At 53.7% G+C, this 19,176-nt stretch carries 14 protein-coding genes; 6 read left to right on the top strand and 8 right to left on the bottom strand.

Going from position 1 to position 19,176, the window contains the following annotated elements; all coding sequences use genetic code 11:
- Positions 1-47 precede the first annotated feature (47 nt).
- The 4 genes from paaZ (at position 48) to tynA (ending at position 7,147) form a co-directional block, all read left to right on the top strand.
- Positions 48-2,090, top strand: a complete 2,043-nt coding sequence (gene paaZ / locus NMC31_RS08755) for a phenylacetic acid degradation bifunctional protein PaaZ (RefSeq protein WP_253897650.1) — start codon at positions 48-50, stop codon at positions 2,088-2,090.
- Between the two features lie 249 nt (positions 2,091-2,339).
- Positions 2,340-2,969 (top strand): OB-fold-containig protein, encoded by a 630-nt coding sequence (locus tag NMC31_RS08750; protein ID WP_149465040.1) that lies wholly within the window; start codon positions 2,340-2,342, stop codon positions 2,967-2,969.
- A 27-nt stretch (positions 2,970-2,996) separates the two neighbouring features.
- The gene (locus NMC31_RS08745; protein ID WP_253897649.1) at positions 2,997-4,691 is read left to right on the top strand and encodes a flotillin family protein; all 1,695 of its coding nucleotides are present in this window, start codon (positions 2,997-2,999) and stop codon (positions 4,689-4,691) included.
- Positions 4,692-4,876: 185 nt separating this feature from the next.
- Positions 4,877-7,147, top strand: coding sequence for a primary-amine oxidase (tynA, locus tag NMC31_RS08740; RefSeq protein WP_253897648.1), 2,271 nt, complete (start codon positions 4,877-4,879; stop codon positions 7,145-7,147).
- A gap of 108 nt (positions 7,148-7,255) precedes the next feature.
- Here tynA and NMC31_RS08735 read toward each other — a convergent pair whose 3' ends face one another.
- Together NMC31_RS08735 and NMC31_RS08730 are read right to left on the bottom strand one after the other, a co-directional pair.
- Positions 7,256-8,125, bottom strand: a complete 870-nt coding sequence (locus NMC31_RS08735) for a hypothetical protein (RefSeq protein ID WP_253897647.1) — start codon at positions 8,123-8,125, stop codon at positions 7,256-7,258.
- Between the two features lie 250 nt (positions 8,126-8,375).
- A complete protein-coding gene (locus tag NMC31_RS08730; protein ID WP_253897646.1) occupies positions 8,376-9,875 on the bottom strand; it encodes an aldehyde dehydrogenase family protein in 1,500 nt (499 codons plus the stop codon).
- Between the two features lie 235 nt (positions 9,876-10,110).
- On the opposite strand from NMC31_RS08730, the gene feaR reads away from it, so the two are divergent.
- Positions 10,111-11,016, top strand: coding sequence for a transcriptional regulator FeaR (feaR, locus tag NMC31_RS08725; protein ID WP_253897645.1), 906 nt, complete (start codon positions 10,111-10,113; stop codon positions 11,014-11,016).
- Here feaR and NMC31_RS08720 read toward each other — a convergent pair whose 3' ends face one another.
- Genes NMC31_RS08720 through NMC31_RS08710 form a run of 3 tightly spaced genes read right to left on the bottom strand, consistent with a single transcriptional unit; the run spans position 11,017 to position 14,178 of the window.
- Entirely contained in the window at positions 11,017-11,337 is a 321-nt protein-coding gene (locus tag NMC31_RS08720) for a YdbL family probable chaperone protein (RefSeq protein WP_436649974.1), read from the bottom strand.
- 10 nt (positions 11,338-11,347) lie between these two features.
- Positions 11,348-11,539: a YnbE family lipoprotein gene (locus NMC31_RS08715; protein ID WP_015964564.1), complete on the bottom strand. Its 192-nt coding sequence runs from the start codon at positions 11,537-11,539 to the stop codon at positions 11,348-11,350.
- Positions 11,539-14,178: a YdbH family protein gene (locus NMC31_RS08710; RefSeq protein ID WP_253897643.1), complete on the bottom strand. Its 2,640-nt coding sequence runs from the start codon at positions 14,176-14,178 to the stop codon at positions 11,539-11,541. The genes NMC31_RS08715 and NMC31_RS08710 overlap by 1 nt, the downstream gene beginning before the upstream one ends.
- Positions 14,179-14,528: 350 nt before the next feature.
- Between NMC31_RS08710 and NMC31_RS08705 the strand changes: the two genes are divergently transcribed.
- Positions 14,529-15,518 carry a 2-hydroxyacid dehydrogenase gene (locus NMC31_RS08705; RefSeq protein WP_149464647.1) on the top strand — a complete coding sequence of 330 codons (990 nt, stop codon included), beginning with the start codon at positions 14,529-14,531 and terminating at the stop codon, positions 15,516-15,518.
- A 142-nt stretch (positions 15,519-15,660) separates the two neighbouring features.
- On the opposite strand, the gene NMC31_RS08700 is transcribed toward NMC31_RS08705, so the two are convergent.
- From NMC31_RS08700 to NMC31_RS08690, 3 genes are read right to left on the bottom strand one after another with little or no spacing between them, the layout of a single operon-like run.
- Positions 15,661-16,551 (bottom strand): DUF1861 family protein, encoded by an 891-nt coding sequence (locus NMC31_RS08700; RefSeq protein ID WP_253897753.1) that lies wholly within the window; start codon positions 16,549-16,551, stop codon positions 15,661-15,663.
- A complete protein-coding gene (locus NMC31_RS08695) occupies positions 16,551-17,609 on the bottom strand; it encodes a glycoside hydrolase family 130 protein (RefSeq protein WP_253897642.1) in 1,059 nt (352 codons plus the stop codon). Before NMC31_RS08695 ends, NMC31_RS08700 begins: the two co-directional genes overlap by 1 nt.
- Positions 17,593-19,176 carry an alpha-glucosidase gene (locus NMC31_RS08690; protein WP_253897641.1) on the bottom strand — a complete coding sequence of 528 codons (1,584 nt, stop codon included), beginning with the start codon at positions 19,174-19,176 and terminating at the stop codon, positions 17,593-17,595. The genes NMC31_RS08695 and NMC31_RS08690 overlap by 17 nt, the downstream gene beginning before the upstream one ends.

Below are 19,176 nucleotides of genomic sequence, written 5' to 3'. Positions count from 1 at the left end.
CAATTTAACTATGTATAACGAAATCACGTAACATTTGGAGATTAGCGATGCAGCAGTTAGCCAGCTTCTTATCCGGCGCATGGCAAACCGGCCAGGGGCGCGCCCGTACCATTCATCACGCCATCAGCGGCGACGCGCTGTGGGAAGTCACTAGCGAAGGGCTGGATATGGCACAGGCCCGCCGTTATGCCATTGAGAAAGGCAGCAGCGCGCTCCAGGCAATGACCTTCATTGAACGTGCCGCCATGCTGAAAGCGGTGGCTAAACACCTGTTAGCAGAAAAAGAACATTTCTACGCACTGTCAGCACAAACCGGTGCCACGCGCGCGGACAGTTGGGTGGATATCGAAGGCGGGATCGGCACGCTGTTTACCTACGCAGGCCTGGGAAACCGTGAACTGCCGGACGACACGTTGTGGCCGGAAGATGAGCTGATCCCACTCTCAAAAGCGGGTGGATTTGCCGCGCGCCACGTGCTGACTTCAAAATCAGGCGTAGCCGTTCACATTAACGCCTTCAACTTCCCCTGCTGGGGCATGCTGGAAAAACTGGCCCCTACCTGGCTTGCCGGGATGGCGGCGATTATCAAACCGGCCACCGCCAGCGCCCAGCTAACTCAGGCGATGGTGAAATCGATTATCGACAGCGGCCTGGTGCCTGACGGCGCGTTGAGCGTCATTTGCGGTGGTGCGGGTGATCTGCTCGATAAGCTCGACAGCCAGGATGTGGTCACTTTCACCGGCTCTGCCGCCACCGGGCAACAGCTGCGCGTGCATCCCAACATCGTCGCGAAGTCGATTCCATTCACCATGGAAGCCGACTCTCTGAACTGCTGCGTACTGGGTGAAGACGTCACGCCAGAGCAACCGGAATTCGCGCTGTTCATTCGCGAAATCGTGCGCGAGATGACCGCTAAAGCTGGACAAAAATGTACGGCTATTCGCCGTATCATCGTGCCGCAGCAGCAAATCAATGCTGTCAGTGAAGCGCTGATTGCGCGTCTGGGAAAAATCGTCGTTGGCGACCCGGCGCAGGAAGGTGTGAAAATGGGCGCGCTGGTGAATATCGACCAGCGTCAGGATGTGCAGGAGAAAGTAGATTTACTGGTTGCCGCGGGATGTCAGATTCTACTGGGTGGCAAAGCAGATGACAAAGCTGCCGGGGCATTCTTCCCGCCAACGTTACTGCTTTGCCCGCAGCCGGATGAGATTAAAGCCGCGCATGCCATTGAAGCCTTTGGCCCGGTTGCGACCCTGATGCCGTATCAGAACCGCGACCACGCGCTGGCGCTGGCACGGGCGGGTGAAGGTAGTCTGGCAGGCACGCTGGTGACCGCCGATGGCGCATTAGCGCGCGAGTTTATTCTCGGCGCGGCACGCGCGCACGGGCGTATTCAGGTACTGAACGAAGAGTCTTCGAAAGAATCGACCGGTCACGGCTCCCCTCTGCCGCAACTGGTACACGGCGGCCCGGGCCGTGCGGGCGGGGGTGAAGAGCTGGGCGGGTTACGCTCGGTAAAACACTACATGCAGCGTACCGCTATTCAGGGCAGCCCAACCATGCTCGCCGCCATTGGCAAGCAGTGGGTACGCGGCGCGGCAGTGGTGGAAGATCGCGTCCATCCGTTCCGTAAATACTTCGAAGAGATCCAACCCGGCGACAGCCTGCTGACCCATCGTCGCACCGTCACCGAAGCGGACGTTGTGAACTTTGCCTGTCTGAGCGGTGACCACTTCTACGCGCATATGGACAAACTCGCCGCTGCTGACTCGCTGTTTGGAGAGCGAGTAGCCCACGGTTATTTCCTGATTTCCGCAGCGGCCGGGTTATTTGTCGATCCGGGCGTTGGGCCAGTTATCGCCAACTACGGCATGGAAAACCTGCGTTTCATCGAGCCTGTTAAACCAGGCGACACCATTCAGGTGCGGCTGACCTGTAAACGTAAAACCATCAAGCGGCAGAAAACAGCAGAAGAGACACCTACCGGCGTGGTGGAATGGTCGGTTGAAATCTATAACCAGCATCAGCAGGCGGTTGCGCTGTATTCGATTTTAACCCTGGTCGCGCGGCAGAACGGGGATTTTGCCTGATAGTCTGCGGATAATCTCGCCATACAACGGCTGAAACGGCCCGAGGGTGCACAACATCATCGGGCCAGAGTACCCTGCACAATTAGCCCCTCAACTCACCTCGTTCCCCACCAATTTTAAGAGTGTTGCAACGCGTTTTCGTGTTCAGAAAGGTTGCTCACGCATGCTATTATAACGAAACGTAACTGTCAGGGATGAAACTGTCCCTTACGGTATTAACAGGGATCGCAGTTGCAAGAGGATACGTGCATGATTCTATTTTCAGATTATAACTCGCCCTACCTGTTCGCCATTTCATTTGTTCTTCTTATTGGGTTAATTGAACTCATCGCGCTTATCTTTGGGCATTTACTTTCCAGCGCGCTTGATGCACATCTCCAGCATTATGATGCTTTAACATCCGGTAATATCGGGCAAGTGATGCATTATATGAATATCGGACGGATTCCGGCGTTGGTTATTCTGTGTCTGCTGGCTGGTTATTTCGGCCTGTTTGGCATCCTTATACAACATGGTGCCGTGTCACTTTGGCACAATCCCCTCAGCAACCTGCTGCTTGTCCCCGTCTCACTGGTGCTCTCCGTAATTGCTGTTCATTACAGTGGCAAGGCCATCGCCCCGTGGCTACCGCGTGATGAAACCACTGCTATCGCGGAAGATGACTATATTGGCTGCATGGCAATAATGACCGGACATACAGCCACCGTGGGGTGTCCTGGCGAAGGGAAATTCACCGACAAATTCGGGCAAACGCACTATTTATTACTGGAACCCGAAGAAGGGAAAGTATTTCATAAGGGAGATAAGGTGCTAATTATTGGCCGCCTCTCTGCAACGCGTTATCTGGCCGAAATTAATCCATGGCCAGATCATTTGTAATTTTTGATTAATTTAAAGGACTACATAATGGATGATGTTATTGGCATGCTGCCGTCATGGATGTTTACCGCTATCATCGCGGTCTTCATTCTGCTGGTTGTTGGGATTATTTTCGCAAGGTTATATCGTCGGGCTTCCGCCGAGCAATCCTTTGTTCGAACGGGACTGGGTGGGCAAAAAGTGGTAATGAGCGGAGGCGCAATTGTCATGCCCATCTTCCACGAGATCATTCCTATCAACATGAATACCCTGAAACTGGAGGTCAGCCGTTCAACGATCGATAGCCTGATCACAAAAGATCGTATGCGTGTCGATGTCGTCGTGGCCTTCTTTGTACGGGTCAAACCTACCGTGGACGGCATTGCAACCGCTGCGCAAACGCTGGGGCAACGAACCCTTTCACCGGAAGATTTACGCGTGCTCATTGAAGATAAATTCGTGGATGCCCTGCGCGCGACCGCCTCGCAAATGACCATGCATGAACTTCAGGATACGCGTGAAAACTTTGTCCAGGGTGTACAAAACACCGTTGCAGAAGATCTGTCAAAGAACGGTCTGGAGCTGGAAAGCGTCTCGTTAACCAATTTTAACCAGACAGAAAAAGTACATTTCAACCCAAACAACGCCTTTGATGCCGAAGGCCTGACAAAACTGACGCAGGAAACGGAACGCCGTCGCCGGGAACGTAACGAAGTCGAGCAGGATGTGGAAGTGGCTGTGCGTGAGAAAAACCGCGATGCGTTGTCGCGTAAGCTGGAGATCGAGCAGCAGGAAGCGTTCATGACGCTGGAGCAGGAGCAACAGGTGAAAACCCGCACTGCTGAGCAAAATGCAAAAATTGCCGCGTTTGAAGCCGAGCGTCACCGTGAAGCGGAACAAACACGTATTCTTGCCGAGCGTCAGATTCAGGAAGCCGAAATCGAGCGTGAGCAGGCTGTGCGTTCGCGCAAAGTGGAAGCCGAACGTGAAGTTCGCATAAAAGAAATTGAACAGCAGCAGGTTACCGAGATTGCTAACCAGACCAAATCTATTGCCATCGCGGCGAAATCTGAACAGCAATCCCAGGCAGAAGCCCGCGCTAACGATGCGCTGGCAGAGGCGGTTCGCTCGCAGCAAAATGTTGAGACCACGCGCCAGACTGCAGAAGCTGACCGCGCGAAACAGGTTGCGCTGATCGCTGCCGCACAGGATGCAGAAACCCAGGCGGTTGAACTGACCGTGCGGGCGAAAGCCGAGAAAGAAGCAGCGGAAATGCAGGCCGCAGCCATTGTTGAACTTGCGGAAGCAACGCGTAAAAAAGGCCTTGCTGAAGCGGAAGCACAACGCGCGCTGAATGACGCCATCAACGTACTTTCTGATGAACAAACCAGCCTTAAATTTAAACTGGCTCTGTTACAGTCACTGCCGTCCGTAATTGAGAAATCCGTTGAGCCAATGAAGTCTATCGACGGTATAAAAATCATCCAGGTTGATGGATTGAATCGTGGTGGGGCAGCGGGCGACGTCACCACTAGCACAGCAAACGGCGGCAATCTGGCGGAACAGGCCTTGTCTGCGGCACTCTCTTATCGCACTCAGGCACCGCTGATTGATTCACTGTTAAAAGAAATCGGCCTGTCTGGTGGATCGTTGTCTGAGCTGGCTGAGCCGCTAAAAGCTATCGAGCCCCATGCAAAACCTGCTGAGAATATCCTGGCAGAAGAGCGTGTGGCTCGCGAGTAAACTGCGTTTTGATTATTAAAACTCATGCCTCCCCGGAGGCATTTTTTATATCTGGCAAAACTGCCAAACAACCTGGCAGGTGCAGGCAAACCACTTTACCGCAGGGCTGATAGGGTGAAAGCGTTAAAAACCGCCCGCAGAGCGCGGTCACGCGCGAGAAACACAACAACAAGACGAGGTTTATAATGGTAAGCTCCTCTATTCTTTCTCCCCGTAAGACGGCACTGGCTCTCGCCGTAGCCCTGTTTTGCGCCTGGCAATCGCCGGTTTTTGCCCATGGCGGCGAAGCCCACATGGTGCCGATGGATAAAACGCTGGCTGATTTTGGGGCCGATGTGCAATGGGATGACTACGCACAAGTTTTCACGCTGATTAAAGATGGCGCTTACGTTAAAGTAAAACCAGGCGCGAAAACCGCGATCGTCAACGGCCAGCCGCTGAATCTGCAAGTCCCGGTGGTGATGAAGGATAACAAAGCCTGGGTTTCTGAAACGTTCATCAACGATGTTTTCCAGTCTGGTCTTGATCAAACCTTCCAGGTTGAGAAAGCCCCGCACCCGCTCAATGCCCTGAGCGCGGACGAAATCAAACAGGCTGTCGACATCGTCAAAGCGTCGCCAGATTTCAAACCAAACACCCGCTTTACCGAGATCTCTCTGCGTTCGCCTGAGAAAGCCGCCGTGTGGGCCTTTGCGCTGGAAGGCAAAACCGTGACCGAGCCGCGTAAAGCGGATGTCATCATGCTGGATGGCAAGCACATCATCGAAGGCGTGGTCGATCTGCAAAACAAAAAGATCCTCTCCTGGCAGCCAATCAAAGACGCACATGGCATGGTGCTGATTGACGATTTCACCAGCGTACAGAACATCATCAACGCCAGCACAGAATACGCTGAAGCGCTGAAAAAACGCGGCATTAACGACCCGAAAAAAGTGATCACCACCCCACTCACCGTGGGCTATTTTGACGGCAAAGACGGCCTGAAACAGGATGCACGTCTGCTGAAAGTGATCAGTTATCTGGACGTCGGCGATGGCAACTACTGGGCGCATCCGATTGAGAACCTGGTCGCCGTTGTTGACCTGGAACAGAAAAAGATTGTGAAGCTGGAAGAAGGCCCGGTGATCCCGGTGCCGATGGCTGCACGCGCCTACGATGGGCGTGACCGCGTCGCCCCGGCGGTGAAACCGCTGGATATCATTGAACCGGAAGGCAAAAACTACACCATCACCGGCGACATGATCCATTGGCGTAACTGGGATTTCCACCTGAGCATGAACTCCCGCGTCGGCCCAATGATTTCTACTGTCACCTATAACGATAACGGCACTAAGCGCAAAGTGATGTATGAAGGATCGCTGGGCGGGATGATTGTGCCTTACGGCGACCCTGATATCGGCTGGTACTTCAAAGCGTATCTGGATTCCGGTGATTACGGCATGGGTACCCTGACCTCGCCTATCGCCCGCGGCAAAGATGCGCCCTCCAACGCCGTGCTGCTCAACGAAACCATCGCTGATTATACCGGTACACCAACCGAGATCCCGCGCGCGATTGCCGTATTTGAACGCTATGCCGGGCCGGAGTATAAGCATCAGGAGATGGGCCAGCCAAACGTCAGCACCCAGCGTCGTGAGCTGGTGGTACGCTGGATCAGCACCGTAGGTAACTATGATTACATTTTCGACTGGATCTTCCACGAAAATGGCACCATCGGCATTGATGCGGGCGCAACAGGTATTGAAGCGGTAAAAGGCGTGAAGGCCAAAACCATGCACGACCCGAGCGCGAAAGACGATACGCGTTACGGTACGCTGATCGACCATAATATTGTCGGCACCACCCACCAGCATATCTACAACTTCCGCCTCGACCTCGACGTTGATGGCGAGAACAACAGCCTGGTGGCGATGGACCCGGTAGTGAAACCGAATACCGCAGGCGGCCCACGATCCAGTACTATGCAGATCAACGAGTATGCCATCAGCAATGAGAAGGACGCAGCGCAGAAATTTGACCCGGGTACCATTCGTCTGCTGAGCAACCCGCACAAAGAAAACCGCATGGGTAACCCGGTTTCCTATCAGATTATCCCGTACGCGGGCGGCACGCATCCGGTCGCCAAAGGCGCGCAGTTCGCCCCGGATGAGTGGATTTACCACCGTCTGAGCTTTATGGATAAACAGCTGTGGGTGACGCGTTATCATCCGGACGAGCGTTTCCCGGAAGGGAAATACCCGAACCGTTCAACGCACGATACCGGGCTCGGTCAGTACACCAAAGACAATGAGTCGCTGGACAACACCGATACGGTCGTGTGGATGACGACCGGCACCACTCACGTCGCCCGCGCCGAAGAGTGGCCGATTATGCCAACGGAGTGGGTGCATACGCTGCTGAAACCGTGGAACTTCTTTGATGAAACGCCAACGTTGGGGGCGAAGAAAGAGAAGTGATGGGGTGAGTAGCAGGAACGGCGCTTTGCGCCGTTCCTGATTGCTGACACGGTGGGCTTTGTTGATGCCGGATGCGGCATAAACGCCTTATCCGGCCTACATCGAGCATTAATCTTTCGTTTCAATTACTTTATTTAAAGTCGTAATAAAGGCATCCCCAGAAATTATCGTTGGAAACATCATTGAGAATTTCTTGCTACCATGACTATCAAACACATACAGATTTTCTACCCAGCTGTCATTCGTTATGCAATCCGTCTTATTGATGACGATGTTTTTCTCATCAATAACAATACCCTCTTTCGTCAGATAAAGAGGCTTTAAGGATGCATCTATTTTTAAATAATCTGCAATTCGTAATGCGAATGCCCGCTTTAACCACACATTCTTCGCGCTAACATAGTCAAACCTCACCTTTTGTCCCTGCTCGATTTTTTCCTGCAACGCTCTGCTTCTTTGCTCAGCATGAAGCTGCCGGAACAAGGAAATCAGCTTTTCCGAATCGGTATTTAACAGCGAAATGATAATCCAGTCATTTTGTCTGGACTTACGGTAAGCCAGTGAATTTAATTCACCCGAGTAATTTCCACGACCAACAGAGAAGAGATAGACATCCTCAATATCTCTAAAGGGGATATAGGTCTCTTTCCCGCCACATCGACTGGCTATGCCCTCTTCATACACGGTGAAGGTATATTTTGCTTTAACCGACCTGGCAACGAGCAAAGTAATCGCGGCCAGAATCAACAACCCACCACCGACACTCATAAATAATATAAAGGGTGATACAGGCCAACCCGTTGTATCAAAATAAGCCCCACCGTGCGCAGCTTCTCTTGAAGTGGGGATGTTCATTAAAGAAAAACAAAGAATAGCAACACCAATGAATATTACTGCACAAACTATACATCCTATAAATCTAAATTTCGCCCAACCGAAAACACCAACTATTTCCCCTGCATCCTTTGAGATGTTCATCACATAATTCCCTGTATAGATATAAGGCACCAATCACGACTATAATCGTGACAAATTAAATATGTTTCTTTATAACAACAATCAATTATTAAGGCATTGCACGATTTATATTACCAGCATGAAATCATATCGAAAAGAGAAGAGGTCGGATGTGCGAGGAGATTTATAATGAGGGGATGCTTAGCCTGCCCTCTTTCCTGTTGAAAGTGGACAGGCTAAACACTGTTATCGCCTTTAATGAAGGATAAACTTAATACCGCACACACACCGATTTCGTTTCACACCAGCCATCCAGCCAGTCTGGCCCGAAGTCGCGTCCGGTGCCGGACTGCTTCATCCCGCCAAACGGCAGGTTGGCATCGATTAAGGTGTGGCTGTTAACCCATACGGTTCCAGCTTCTAAGCGGTCGCCGTATTCCAGTGCCTGTGACAGATTTTGCGTCCAAACGCTGGCGGTCAGGCCATATTCAGTGTCATTTGCCAGGCGCAACGCTTCTTCGCCATCGGCGACACGCACCAGGTTTACCACCGGGCCAAAGACTTCTTCACGGGTTAAACGCAGCTTCGCGTCCGGGTTAACCACCAACGTCGGCGCTACATAGTAACCGTCGCCCGCCGGGCCGTTTGCGCCACGAATTAGCTCTGCATTGTGGGCCTGGGCATCATCGAGGAAAGAGAGCACTTTGTCACAATGCTGACGTGAGACCAGCGGGTTGATGTGCGCAGATGGCGACATACCTGGTCCCACCTGTAACGACTTCACTGCCTGCTCAAAACCACTGACCAGCGTGTCGAACAGTGGTGCTTCAATATAAATGCGCGAGCTGGCGGCGCACACCTGACCCTGGTTGAGGAAGCTCCCGGTCATCAGGCCTTCAATCACCCACTCCGGGTTCGCGTCTTTCAGCACAATCGCCGGATTTTTTCCGCCCAGTTCCAGCGTCACGCGGGTAAGACGATCGGCGGCGGTACGCGCGATCTGCTTACCCGTCGCGGTCGAACCGGTAAAACTCACTTTCGCCACGTGAGGATGCGACGTCAGCGCCGCACCGCACACCGCGCCGGAACCGGTCACCACGTTAAATACACCTTCCGGGACGCCCGCTTCCACCGCCAGTTCCGCTACGCGCAACAGGGTGAGCGGTGTGGTTTCGGAGGGCTTAATCACAATCGAACAACCTGCAGCCAGCGCGGGCATCACTTTCCACATACCAATCATCAGCGGGAAGTTCCACGGTACCACGCCCGCAACCACACCTACCGGCTCTTTACGCGTCCACGCCTGATAGCGCGCGCCTTGCGGCAAGGGAATAGAGAGATCCAGCGTTTTACCCGCGATCTTCGTCGTCAGCCCGGCGGTATAGCGCATCCAGTTCAGGGTACATCCCACTTCAAAAGCGCGAGAAATGGCGATGGATTTACCCTGCTCCAGCGTCTCCAGTTGTGCCAGCTCTTCGCTATGCTGCTCAACCAGATCTGCAAACCGCAGCAGGATACGTTCACGCTCAGCTGGTAAACGCCCCGCCCAAACGCGTGATACAAACGCTTTCCACGCCGACATCACCGCCAGGTCAACGTCTGCCACGCTGGCATCAGCGGTCGAGGAGATTGCCTGCCCGGTCGCCGGGTTAAAAATCGTCAGCCGTTTATCGCTCTGTGACGGCACCTGTTGGCCATCGATCCAGAGACCGTGCTGGCGGTCGAGAAATTGTTGTACGTTATTAAGTACCGCTACGTTTGCCTCTGACATAGATTTTCCTTATTACTCACCCATCGTGATTTCAGTCTACTCACTCTGTGAGAATGGCGCTTTTTTCCCCGTGACATTCGTTTTGTCTGCTGTGACAGGCTCCGCAAATAGCGACAATAGTCGACCTCCCCCCTATAACTTGTGAGACTTCTTTCCTATAGTCAGCGTCATTAGCTTCGTTTAACGCAACATAAATGCAACACTGATAAAACATTTAACAGAGCGATACAAAGCCATGACCCCCGTTGTTAATCGTGATTTTGAGCACTGGCTGACCCAGATTAATCAGGTATGCGGCAATTTTGCCGGGAATCCGTTGGCGGACGATTTTGTCGGCAAGCTGGAAACCAGCTATGCCAAAGGGTTGAAACTCAGCACCGTCACCACCCGTGGCGCCACGCTGTTTCGCACCTCGCAGGAAATCAAAGGGAGCGATGACGCCTGGTTTTATACGGTGTTTCAGTTGAGTGGTCAGGCGATGATGGAGCAGGACGACCGTCAGGTGGTGATTGGCGCGGGGGATATCTCGCTGATTGATGCCTCCCGCCCGTGCTCGCTGTTCTGGGAACAGGATTCACGTCAAATCTCTCTGCTGCTGCCGCGCCCCCTGCTGGAGCAGCATTTTCCGCATCAGAAAATCGGCTGTGCCGAGCGCTTGCCCTCGAACCTGCCAATGGTGCAACTGAGCCATAGCCTGTTGCAGGAGAGCATGAACAACACGGCGATGTCCGAGAGTGAAAGTGAAGCCGCATTACAGGCGATGGTGTGTCTGCTGCGCCCGGTGCTGCATCAGCGTGAATCCACCCCACCGCGCCGCGAGCGTCAGTTTCAAAAGGTGGTCACGCTGATTGACGATAATATTCGCGAAGAGTCGCTCCGCCCGGAGTGGATCGCCGGAGAAACGGGAATGTCGGTGCGCAGCCTGTACCGCATGTTTGCCGATAAGGGACTGGTCGTCGCGCAGTATATTCGCAACCGTCGCCTCGATTTTTGCGCCGAGGCGATTCGTCACGCAGGGGAAGATGAGAAACTGGCCGGGATTGGTTTTAACTGGGGATTCACCGACCAGAGCCATTTTTCAACGGCCTTTAAACAGCGTTTTGGCCTGACGCCAGGCGAGTACCGCCGTAAGAGCCGCTGATTATTTGCGGATCCACTTGCCGTTCAGCCCCTGAACATACTCACCGGGCTGTGCTTTGGCGATCAGCTTTTTACCCGCCAGTTTTGCCACTTCATCGACCGGAATATTGTTTGTTTCCGCCAGTTGCTGATAGCTCTGACTACGCGCCTGATTGATGTTCTGCACCAGCGCCGTCGTCTCTTTATCCTGCTTTAAGGCCGCGATATAACCGCTTTGCGTCTCGCCAACGCGCCCCTGTTGACGGGCTTCATTTAGCGTCAGCGCCATCGCTTGTACGCTGAAAAGCCCCAGCGCCAGCAGTGCCCATATGCTTTTTTTCATCATCCTGGCCTCAGAACAGATCGCTACGTGACTTCAGCAGATTTTCCACATCTTTATCGACTTTAATGTGGATCTCATGTTCAATTTTCACGTTCATATTGATGGTGATAGGCTCTTTTGGCGCGGCCACTTCGATGCGTGGCGTGCAGCCCGACAGCAGCGTGGTTGCCAGCAAGCCCAGCATAGCGATGGTGATTTTCATTATTGCTCCTTACATTCCTTGCCGCCATCACACCGCGAGACCGGAAGCGTCGCGTGTTGCTCAAGCCATGACTGTAGATTGTCGCCAAAGCGCAGGCTTCGCCACAAATCAAAAACGTTTTCCTGATGCGTGTAATTTAAATGCACCGTATTACTTTTGCCATCGACACGGCTGGTGCCGCTGATTCTCGCATCCAGGGTCAGCATTCCGAGATTATCTAAATTGATTTTCGTCCACGAGCGGGAAATTTCCATATAACGCAGCCAGTTAATGGCGGCCCCGGCGGCGATATTATCCTCGACAATCGCATCCGCCATGTCTTTATCCACGCGCAGCGTCATCGGTCCGGGGTTATTCAGCCAACCGTCTTTGATTATCCATTTGTCGTTATTCAGCCACAGCGGCAGCGCGCCGTTCATCGCACCAGACATAGCGAACTGTTTGGTATTCACTGCGCTAATCAGCTCGCTGGTCGAGATATTTTGCAGGCGCAGCAGCGCCGGATCATGCTGCGGCATGCGAAGCTGTTGCATGGTGAGTTTGCCGCCCAGAATATCGACGCTGACGTTGCTTAACTGAAGTGGTGACGCTTCGCTGTAAGGCCAGGTGCCCTGTAAATCGGCGGTGACGTTTTTCGCCGTGACCTGGTTGACGATTTCGGCGATACGCAGTGAGACAGGGTGACGCGTGCCTAAATCCCAGATGCCCTCTTTAAAGCGGAAAGGCAGCACAAAATCGACGCCGTTGACCTGGTTATCCGGCATCCAGGCGCTACCACCCTTCAGCACACCGTGTCCGCCCGCTTCGAAACCTTGCCCCGCAGCAGCAGAAAACGCCACCTGTGCGTAAAGCTCACCATCGCGCAGCGCCATTTTGAGATCCGGCGGAACGAGCGGCTGGAAGACGGTTAGCGATTGTTTCGGCCACCAGGCCTGACCGCGCAGACGCTCGCCATCCCAACGGCCACTGAGCTGTATCGGGCCAATCGCCTGCGCGCGCAGGTTACCTTTGAACAGGAAGAACGTCGGGTCGCGCCCGTCAACGCTAAATTTGAACGTTGACGGCGGCAAAACGCTGCCGCCGGTAAAGGTGGTTTCTTCCGCATCGAGCGAGAGCGCCCCCTTAAAGGAAGGATGCTGTTCATCACGCACCCAGCGGATGGGCTCTTCCAGTACCAAACGGGGTTTTGCCATCGTCATGGTGCCGTACTGCAATTTATCGAATCCGGTAGAGAGCGTGTTGAGCACGATCGCGCTGTCGCGCCATGCACCGGTACCCTTCACGTCCCAGCGCGCCTGCATCGGCGTAAAGTGACCATCGCCCCAGTAGCGCCATTCCCAGGTCCCTTTATCCGGCAAAAAGTTGTCGGCTTGCCCATCAAGGTGCAGAACAAAATCACCTGTGGCATCCTCATGGGCTTTTAAAATCGCCTGCAGGCGACCATCCACCCCCTGACGGGCGACTTTAACACCCGCCAGTGGCCAGCGAATGTCATCGATATTCAGGGAGTCAATAATACGGCCCCGCGAACGCAACAGCGCGCCGGGCAGGAAGGTAAGGGTTGGATCTGTGAGCATACCTTTCAGATGCGCAGGCAACACCGCATAGAGTATCAAATCTCCCTGCTTCGCTTCGCCCGTCAGTTGCAACGGCATATCGCTGTTTTCCATGCTGAGTTTGCCGGGGCCAATTGTCAGCACGGCGTTGCCTTTACCGGCATCGCCTGAAGTCAGCACGTTCAGGCGGCCCGCGATTTGCATCTGCTCCAGCCCTTTCTGCCAGTCATCAACTTTCAGACCCACGCGCCCGCTGAGCGGAATGCCTTCCTGGAAAGGCCAGCTCCAGCGACCATCGCTAAGCGTGAGCTGCTGTTCGGTGAGCGTCCAGGGAAGATCGAGCAAGGGGTCCGGCTCACCCCGCGCCATCGCCAGCAGTTGCCCCTGATTGCCGTTCCAGTCCAGTTCCGCATCCACCAGCGGGGAAATTTGCGGCAACTGGAATGTCGATTCAACATGCCCCTGCACCGGCAAACCGTCCGGTACCAGCGGCAGGGTAAATTTCCCCACCAACTTCAGCGGCGGTTCATTGTCCATCACCTGCGCTTCAAACTGACTGACCGTCAGAGATTGCCCTTCAAGGCGTGCGCTGAGTTTCGCGTCCGGCCCGTCATAACGAATCTCCTGACGCTGCGGGGTCAGCGACAGCGTGAGTTTTCCCTGCCACTTTTCCCACGGAGCAAAACGCAGATTATCAATAGTCAGCCAGGTGTTTGGCAGCATCGACTGCCACTCTGCGAGGGTGCGCGGCGCACCCGGTACGGCATCCGATTGAGGAAGTTTGCTAAAACAGACGGAATTGATATTGACGCTACCGGCATGGAGCTTCCAACGGCTCGGGTGTGAAAGGGAAACGTTCTCCACCCTTGCCAGGGTACATTCACCCGCGAGATATCTCAGGTCAGGGATGTGGAGCCCGCTGCGGGTAATTTTGGGGCTTTGTTCAAAAGCAATTCGGGTTCCGGCCGGTAGCCAGATCCCGACGAGCGTCGGCACCCAGTAACCCAGCGTCATCGCCAGCGTTAACGGCAGGAGAATAATAAGCAGAATTAGCGCTAAAGCGGCTTTGTATTTACCCTTCATGGGTTAATTAATATCCAGATTTATCAAGCGTAAAAGCCGTGTATGACCAATATTGTGTCATGCCAGACCTGATAGATAAAGCTTAGGTGCATTAATAGCGTAGCCTGCGCTGGCGAAACGGACGCATTTAAGTTGAAACTTACCGTGTCAGCCACATATAGATAGAGGCGTTGCTGCTACATGCAAACCGCATCAGAACCAATGATTATTATCTGATACGGAAAAGAATAAAGGTCTTATACTGACCTTCAGGATCGTCTCTATCGCGCTGAGTATCAACTCTTTTTTATAAATTGTAAGATAATTTTAGCCATGCTAATCTGGCTCAAAAATCACCGGAGAAAAGTCTTATGAAAATCGCCGTTTATAGCACAAAGCAGTACGACAAAAAGTATCTGCAAAATGTGAATGAGGCTTATGGCTTTGAGCTTGAATTTTTCGACTTTCTGTTAACGGAAAAAACCGCAAAAACGGCCCACGGCTGCGAAGCGGTGTGTATTTTCGTCAATGATGATGGCAGCCGTCCGGTGCTGGAAGAGTTGAAGAAAAATGGCGTCAAGTACATCGCTCTGCGCTGTGCGGGCTTTAACAACGTCGATCTTGATGCGGCTAAAGAGCTTGGTCTGCGCGTAGTGCGCGTTCCGGCCTATTCGCCGGAAGCCGTCGCCGAACACGCTATCGGCATGATGATGACGCTGAACCGCCGCATTCACCGCGCGTATCAACGTACCCGTGACGCCAACTTCTCGCTGGAAGGCCTGACTGGTTTCACCATGTACGGTAAAACTGCCGGGGTGATTGGTACAGGGAAAATCGGTATTGCGGCGCTGCGTATACTGAAAGGTTTCGGCATGCGTCTGCTGGCATTCGACCCCTATCCGAGCGCTGCGGCGCTGGAACTGGGCGTTGAATATGTCGACCTGCAGACGCTGTTTTCTCAGTCGGACGTTATCTCCCTGCACTGCCCGCTGACGCCGGAAAACTATCACCTGCTGAACGCCGAGGCGTTTGCTCAGATGAAAGACGGTGTGATGATCGTTAACACCAGCCGTGGTGCGCTGATTGATTCTCAGGCCGCCATTGATGCACTGAAAAATCAGAAGATTGGCTCGCTGGGGATGGATGTGTACGAGAACGAACGCGATCTGTTCTTTGAAGATAAGTCTAACGACGTGATTCAGGACGATGTGTTCCGCCGCCTGTCTGCCTGCCATAACGTGTTGTTTACCGGGCACCAGGCGTTTCTGACCGCCGAAGCGCTGACCAGTATTTCCGAAACCACGCTGGAAAACCTGCGTCAAATCGACAAAGGCGCAGATTGCCCGAACGCCCTGGCGTAAGTGCGCGCGGTTTGCCGGGTGGCGCTTGCCCGGCAAACGAAGATAACGCTTGTAGGCCGGATAAGGCATAGCCGCATCCGGCAGTCTTGCACAATGCCCGATGCGCTACGCTTATCGGGCCTACGTGAGAGCAGACGGCAATTCAGCACACCAGCCACTGCACTTCGCAGTCGCTTGTTCCGCAGAAAAGAAGCCTCCCCTTCGGCATCTGTAACCATCCCGCAGGGAACACCACATCACGCAAATCGTCGCGCTTGCTCTCCCCTGGCAGAAAATCATCACGACACGCAACGATCTCGATTGGCGAACTTTCTCCATTGCGATAATCAAAGATAAACCGCGCCGCATAGTAGTGACGGTTTAACTTCGAATCAAAATGGGCGACATGCGCCAGCACCTCAACACGCCCGTCAGGCAGTATCTGCGCTGCGTTTACGCCGCACCAGTCCATACTATCGACATGATGCAGTAAAGTGGCTTTGGCGATCGACGCCTCATTGAGATCTTTAAGCGTGTCAATAATCGTCCAGCCAATCATCCCTCGCCCGCCAATGGCCCCCTGGGGCCGGGTAAACACCAGCACACGATCATCTGGCAAAGAGACCAGTCGGATATCTTTCATTCCCCACGGGCCCTTTGTCATCAGGCGCATATGGGAAATTGATGGCCCGGCCCAAAACTGGGTGCGCCAGCGTACAGGTTGGTTATGCGCATCAAATTCGACCTCTACGCCACCGACAACGCGCTGGTTATCTATCCAGCAAACGAAGGGGTCCTGAAGCGCGAAACGCGGCGCATCCTCCACCAGCAACGCATCGTTAAGCCCATCCCACTCAAAAAAGCAGACCTCAGACATTTCGCTCGCGCGTGCTTCCACACGCGCGGCGATAAGCCACCTCTTTGCGTCACGAAAAGGCGCGGACGGGTTGTAGATATCCACGCCTTTCACGCCGTGAAAGCGTATTTTCCCAGCGGTGCGCGGCGTGCGTTGCGCAAGATAGCGCTGATAGAGTTCGTTGACGCTGGCGACCATCACACCAGCCTCAGGTGACGCCAGAGGGCATCCAGAGGCCAGGTCGCCAGCGCGGTACACTCATCCGCCGCACCGTACCAGACATGCAGTACATCATCACGAATCAGTGCACCGCAGGTGAACACCACATTACCGAAAAAACCTTCGAGCTCATATGGCGCGGCGGGTTCCAGCAATGGCACGGGTGATTTCGCCAGAATTTTAGTGGGATCGTTAAGATCGAGGAGTAACGCCCCAAGGCAGTATCGCTGGTCAGCATCCACGCCGTGGTAAATTTCCAGCCAACCGCGTTCGGTTTTAATCAGCGGCGCACCGCCGCCGGACTTGCGCGCATCCCACTCGTCACCAGAGCGGCCCAGCAGGTGGCGATGGTTACCCCAGTGCAGCATATCTGGCGATTCGCAAATCCAGATTTCCGGGTGGCCGAAGTGACACGGAGCCGGGCGGGTCAACGCCATATAGCGGCCATTCACTTTTTCCGGGAAGAAACAAACGTCACGGTTATCCGGGCACAGAATCAGCCCTTTCTTCTCGACGCTAACAAAATCGCGCGTTGTTGCCAGCGCGGTTGAGATCCCCAGTGAGGAAACCGCAGAATAATTGATGTACCAGGTGTCGTCGATTTGGGTAATACGCGCGTCTTCGCAACCAAATTCTTCATATTGGGTGTCGGCGATAATAAAAGGATGTTCGTCGATGGTGAAATTCACCCCATCCGAGCTACGTGCCAGCCGCAGATGCGACATCGACGTCAGCCAGAGTTGCGCCGGGTCGCTTTTCAGTACAATGGTGCGAGGGTCACTGAAATCATAGCGATCATCACGTCTATCAAACGACGTGGTCGATTCCATCCAGCCCGCATCCGTTTTTTCCAGCAGCGGCACGATAATCAGATTAGGATCGCGGCTTATCACGCTTTCCGCGACCCGCAGCAGCAGAATGATTTCATTGTTATATTCGGTCACGCCGGTATTGAACACGCATTCCACCTTCCTGCCAGGTAGAGACGGCACGATGTCTGCCGGGGTGATCAGCGGGTTATTACTGTGCCTGTTCATAAACTCTCCTTTTAATTAAACAGTGATTCTTCGCAAGCTCAGGGACATCCTCGCCATAGAGAACGTCGGCTTCGATGGCGTGCCACGGGTTAGGCAGAGGTTCACCAAAATTGACTGCGACCCAAACCTGTTCGGTAGCACTGCTACGTGAAAACCAAATGCACGCATTGCTTAGCATCAACGGGCCTTGCTGACCGTGGTGTAAGACGTCGGTGCGACGACGCAGCGAGATAAGTTGCTGGTATTGATGCCAAAGCGATGATGCGTCCTCTTGCTGCGCCTGCGCATTAAGCGTGGCAACATCACCGGTAACCGGCATCCATGGTGCGACCGATGAGAAGCCGCCATTAGGCGCATCCTGCCAGGGAATGGGGGCTCGCGAGCCATCGCGCGAGTGATTCATCGCCACGGCCAGCGCCGCTTCAGTCGAGTTCCCTGCGGCCAGCGCCGTTTGATAATGGGTGATACCCTGGATATCAAACAGTTGTTCTGCGCTTCGCGCACGATAGTCCGTCAGCCCCAGCTCTTCCCCCTGAAAAATAAACGGTACACCGCTGACGGTCAGTTGCAGAGCCAATACCGCCAACGCACGTGCAGTATCCCGCTCGCTTTCGCCAAAACGGCTGATCATGCGAGACATATCGTGGCTGGAGAAAAAGAGCGTGGGCAGGCCGGTCTGTTGCTCAAGTGTGGCCTTCAACGCCGCGTAGAGGCTGGCGACATCAAAAGTTTTTTGGCTACCGATGTTAAAGTTAAACACCACGTCCATCAGCGTAGGGCTTTGATAACGTTTGATTACCGCTAAGTCGTCGCTGCCAATCTCGCCAATCAGAAAAAAATCCCCCCGCTGGCGGATATAACGACAAAGCCGTTCCAGGGTGGTAATAATGCCTGGCTGGTTAATATCGTATTCGTGCTTCTGAGCCCCTTCTTCTTGCGGGTTATCGGCGAGCACGCCGTCTGTGGTGAGAAAGTTAATTACGTCGAAGCGGAATCCATCGACGCCCTGTGCAATCCAGAAATCAATAACGCGATGAATCTCTTTCTCGACCTGCGGATTCGCCCAGTTCAGGTCAACCTGCTGCGGCGCAAATTTATGATAATAGTACTGGCCGGTATCTGGCTCTGCGGTCCATGCACTGCCCGAGAAAAACGACTGCCAGTTATTGGGCTGGTCGCGAAAAATAAAGTAATCACGATAGCGACTGGCCGGGTTATTCCAGGCGTCTTTAAACCAGGGATGCTCAGAGGAAACGTGGTTCACCACCAGATCGATAATGACGCGAATACCTCGCGCATGGCAGCCCGCCACTAACTGGCGAAAATCGTCCATATCGCCAAAACGTTCATCCACCGCGCAGTAGTCGCTGATGTCGTAGCCGTTATCCACCAGCGGCGATGGATAAAACGGCGTAATCCACACCGCACCTATCCCAAGCGACTGCAGGTAATCCAGTTTTGAGATAAGGCCAGGGAAATCACCCAGCCCATCGTTATTGCCATCGCAGAACGACGGCAGATAAATTTGATAGCAGGTTGTCGCCTGCCACCACGGTTTACTCTCCAT

Source organism: Pseudocitrobacter vendiensis, assembly GCF_943590815.1.
GTDB lineage: Bacteria > Pseudomonadota > Gammaproteobacteria > Enterobacterales > Enterobacteriaceae > Pseudocitrobacter > Pseudocitrobacter vendiensis.
The sequence above is the reverse complement of the archived record's forward strand: the minus strand, read 5'-3'. Positions and strand labels throughout refer to the sequence as shown.

Excerpts from the sequence above, each read along its gene's own strand:
- NMC31_RS08705 (WP_149464647.1), top strand. The coding sequence starts at position 14,529 with ATGAAAATCGCCGTTTATAGCACAAAGCAGTACGACAAAAAGTATCTG.
- NMC31_RS08695 (WP_253897642.1), bottom strand. The coding sequence starts at position 17,609 with ATGAACAGGCACAGTAATAACCCGCTGATCACCCCGGCAGACATCGTG.
- NMC31_RS08715 (WP_015964564.1), bottom strand. The coding sequence starts at position 11,539 with ATGAAAATCACCATCGCTATGCTGGGCTTGCTGGCAACCACGCTGCTG.
- NMC31_RS08730 (WP_253897646.1), bottom strand. The coding sequence starts at position 9,875 with ATGTCAGAGGCAAACGTAGCGGTACTTAATAACGTACAACAATTTCTC.
- NMC31_RS08750 (WP_149465040.1), top strand. The coding sequence starts at position 2,340 with ATGATTCTATTTTCAGATTATAACTCGCCCTACCTGTTCGCCATTTCA.
- NMC31_RS08690 (WP_253897641.1), bottom strand. The coding sequence starts at position 19,176 with ATGGAGAGTAAACCGTGGTGGCAGGCGACAACCTGCTATCAAATTTAT.
- NMC31_RS08735 (WP_253897647.1), bottom strand. The coding sequence starts at position 8,125 with ATGAACATCTCAAAGGATGCAGGGGAAATAGTTGGTGTTTTCGGTTGG.
- NMC31_RS08710 (WP_253897643.1), bottom strand. The coding sequence starts at position 14,178 with ATGAAGGGTAAATACAAAGCCGCTTTAGCGCTAATTCTGCTTATTATT.
- tynA (WP_253897648.1), top strand. The coding sequence starts at position 4,877 with ATGGTAAGCTCCTCTATTCTTTCTCCCCGTAAGACGGCACTGGCTCTC.
- NMC31_RS08700 (WP_253897753.1), bottom strand. The coding sequence starts at position 16,551 with ATGGTCGCCAGCGTCAACGAACTCTATCAGCGCTATCTTGCGCAACGC.
- NMC31_RS08720 (WP_436649974.1), bottom strand. The coding sequence starts at position 11,337 with ATGAAAAAAAGCATATGGGCACTGCTGGCGCTGGGGCTTTTCAGCGTA.
- paaZ (WP_253897650.1), top strand. The coding sequence starts at position 48 with ATGCAGCAGTTAGCCAGCTTCTTATCCGGCGCATGGCAAACCGGCCAG.
- feaR (WP_253897645.1), top strand. The coding sequence starts at position 10,111 with ATGACCCCCGTTGTTAATCGTGATTTTGAGCACTGGCTGACCCAGATT.
- NMC31_RS08745 (WP_253897649.1), top strand. The coding sequence starts at position 2,997 with ATGGATGATGTTATTGGCATGCTGCCGTCATGGATGTTTACCGCTATC.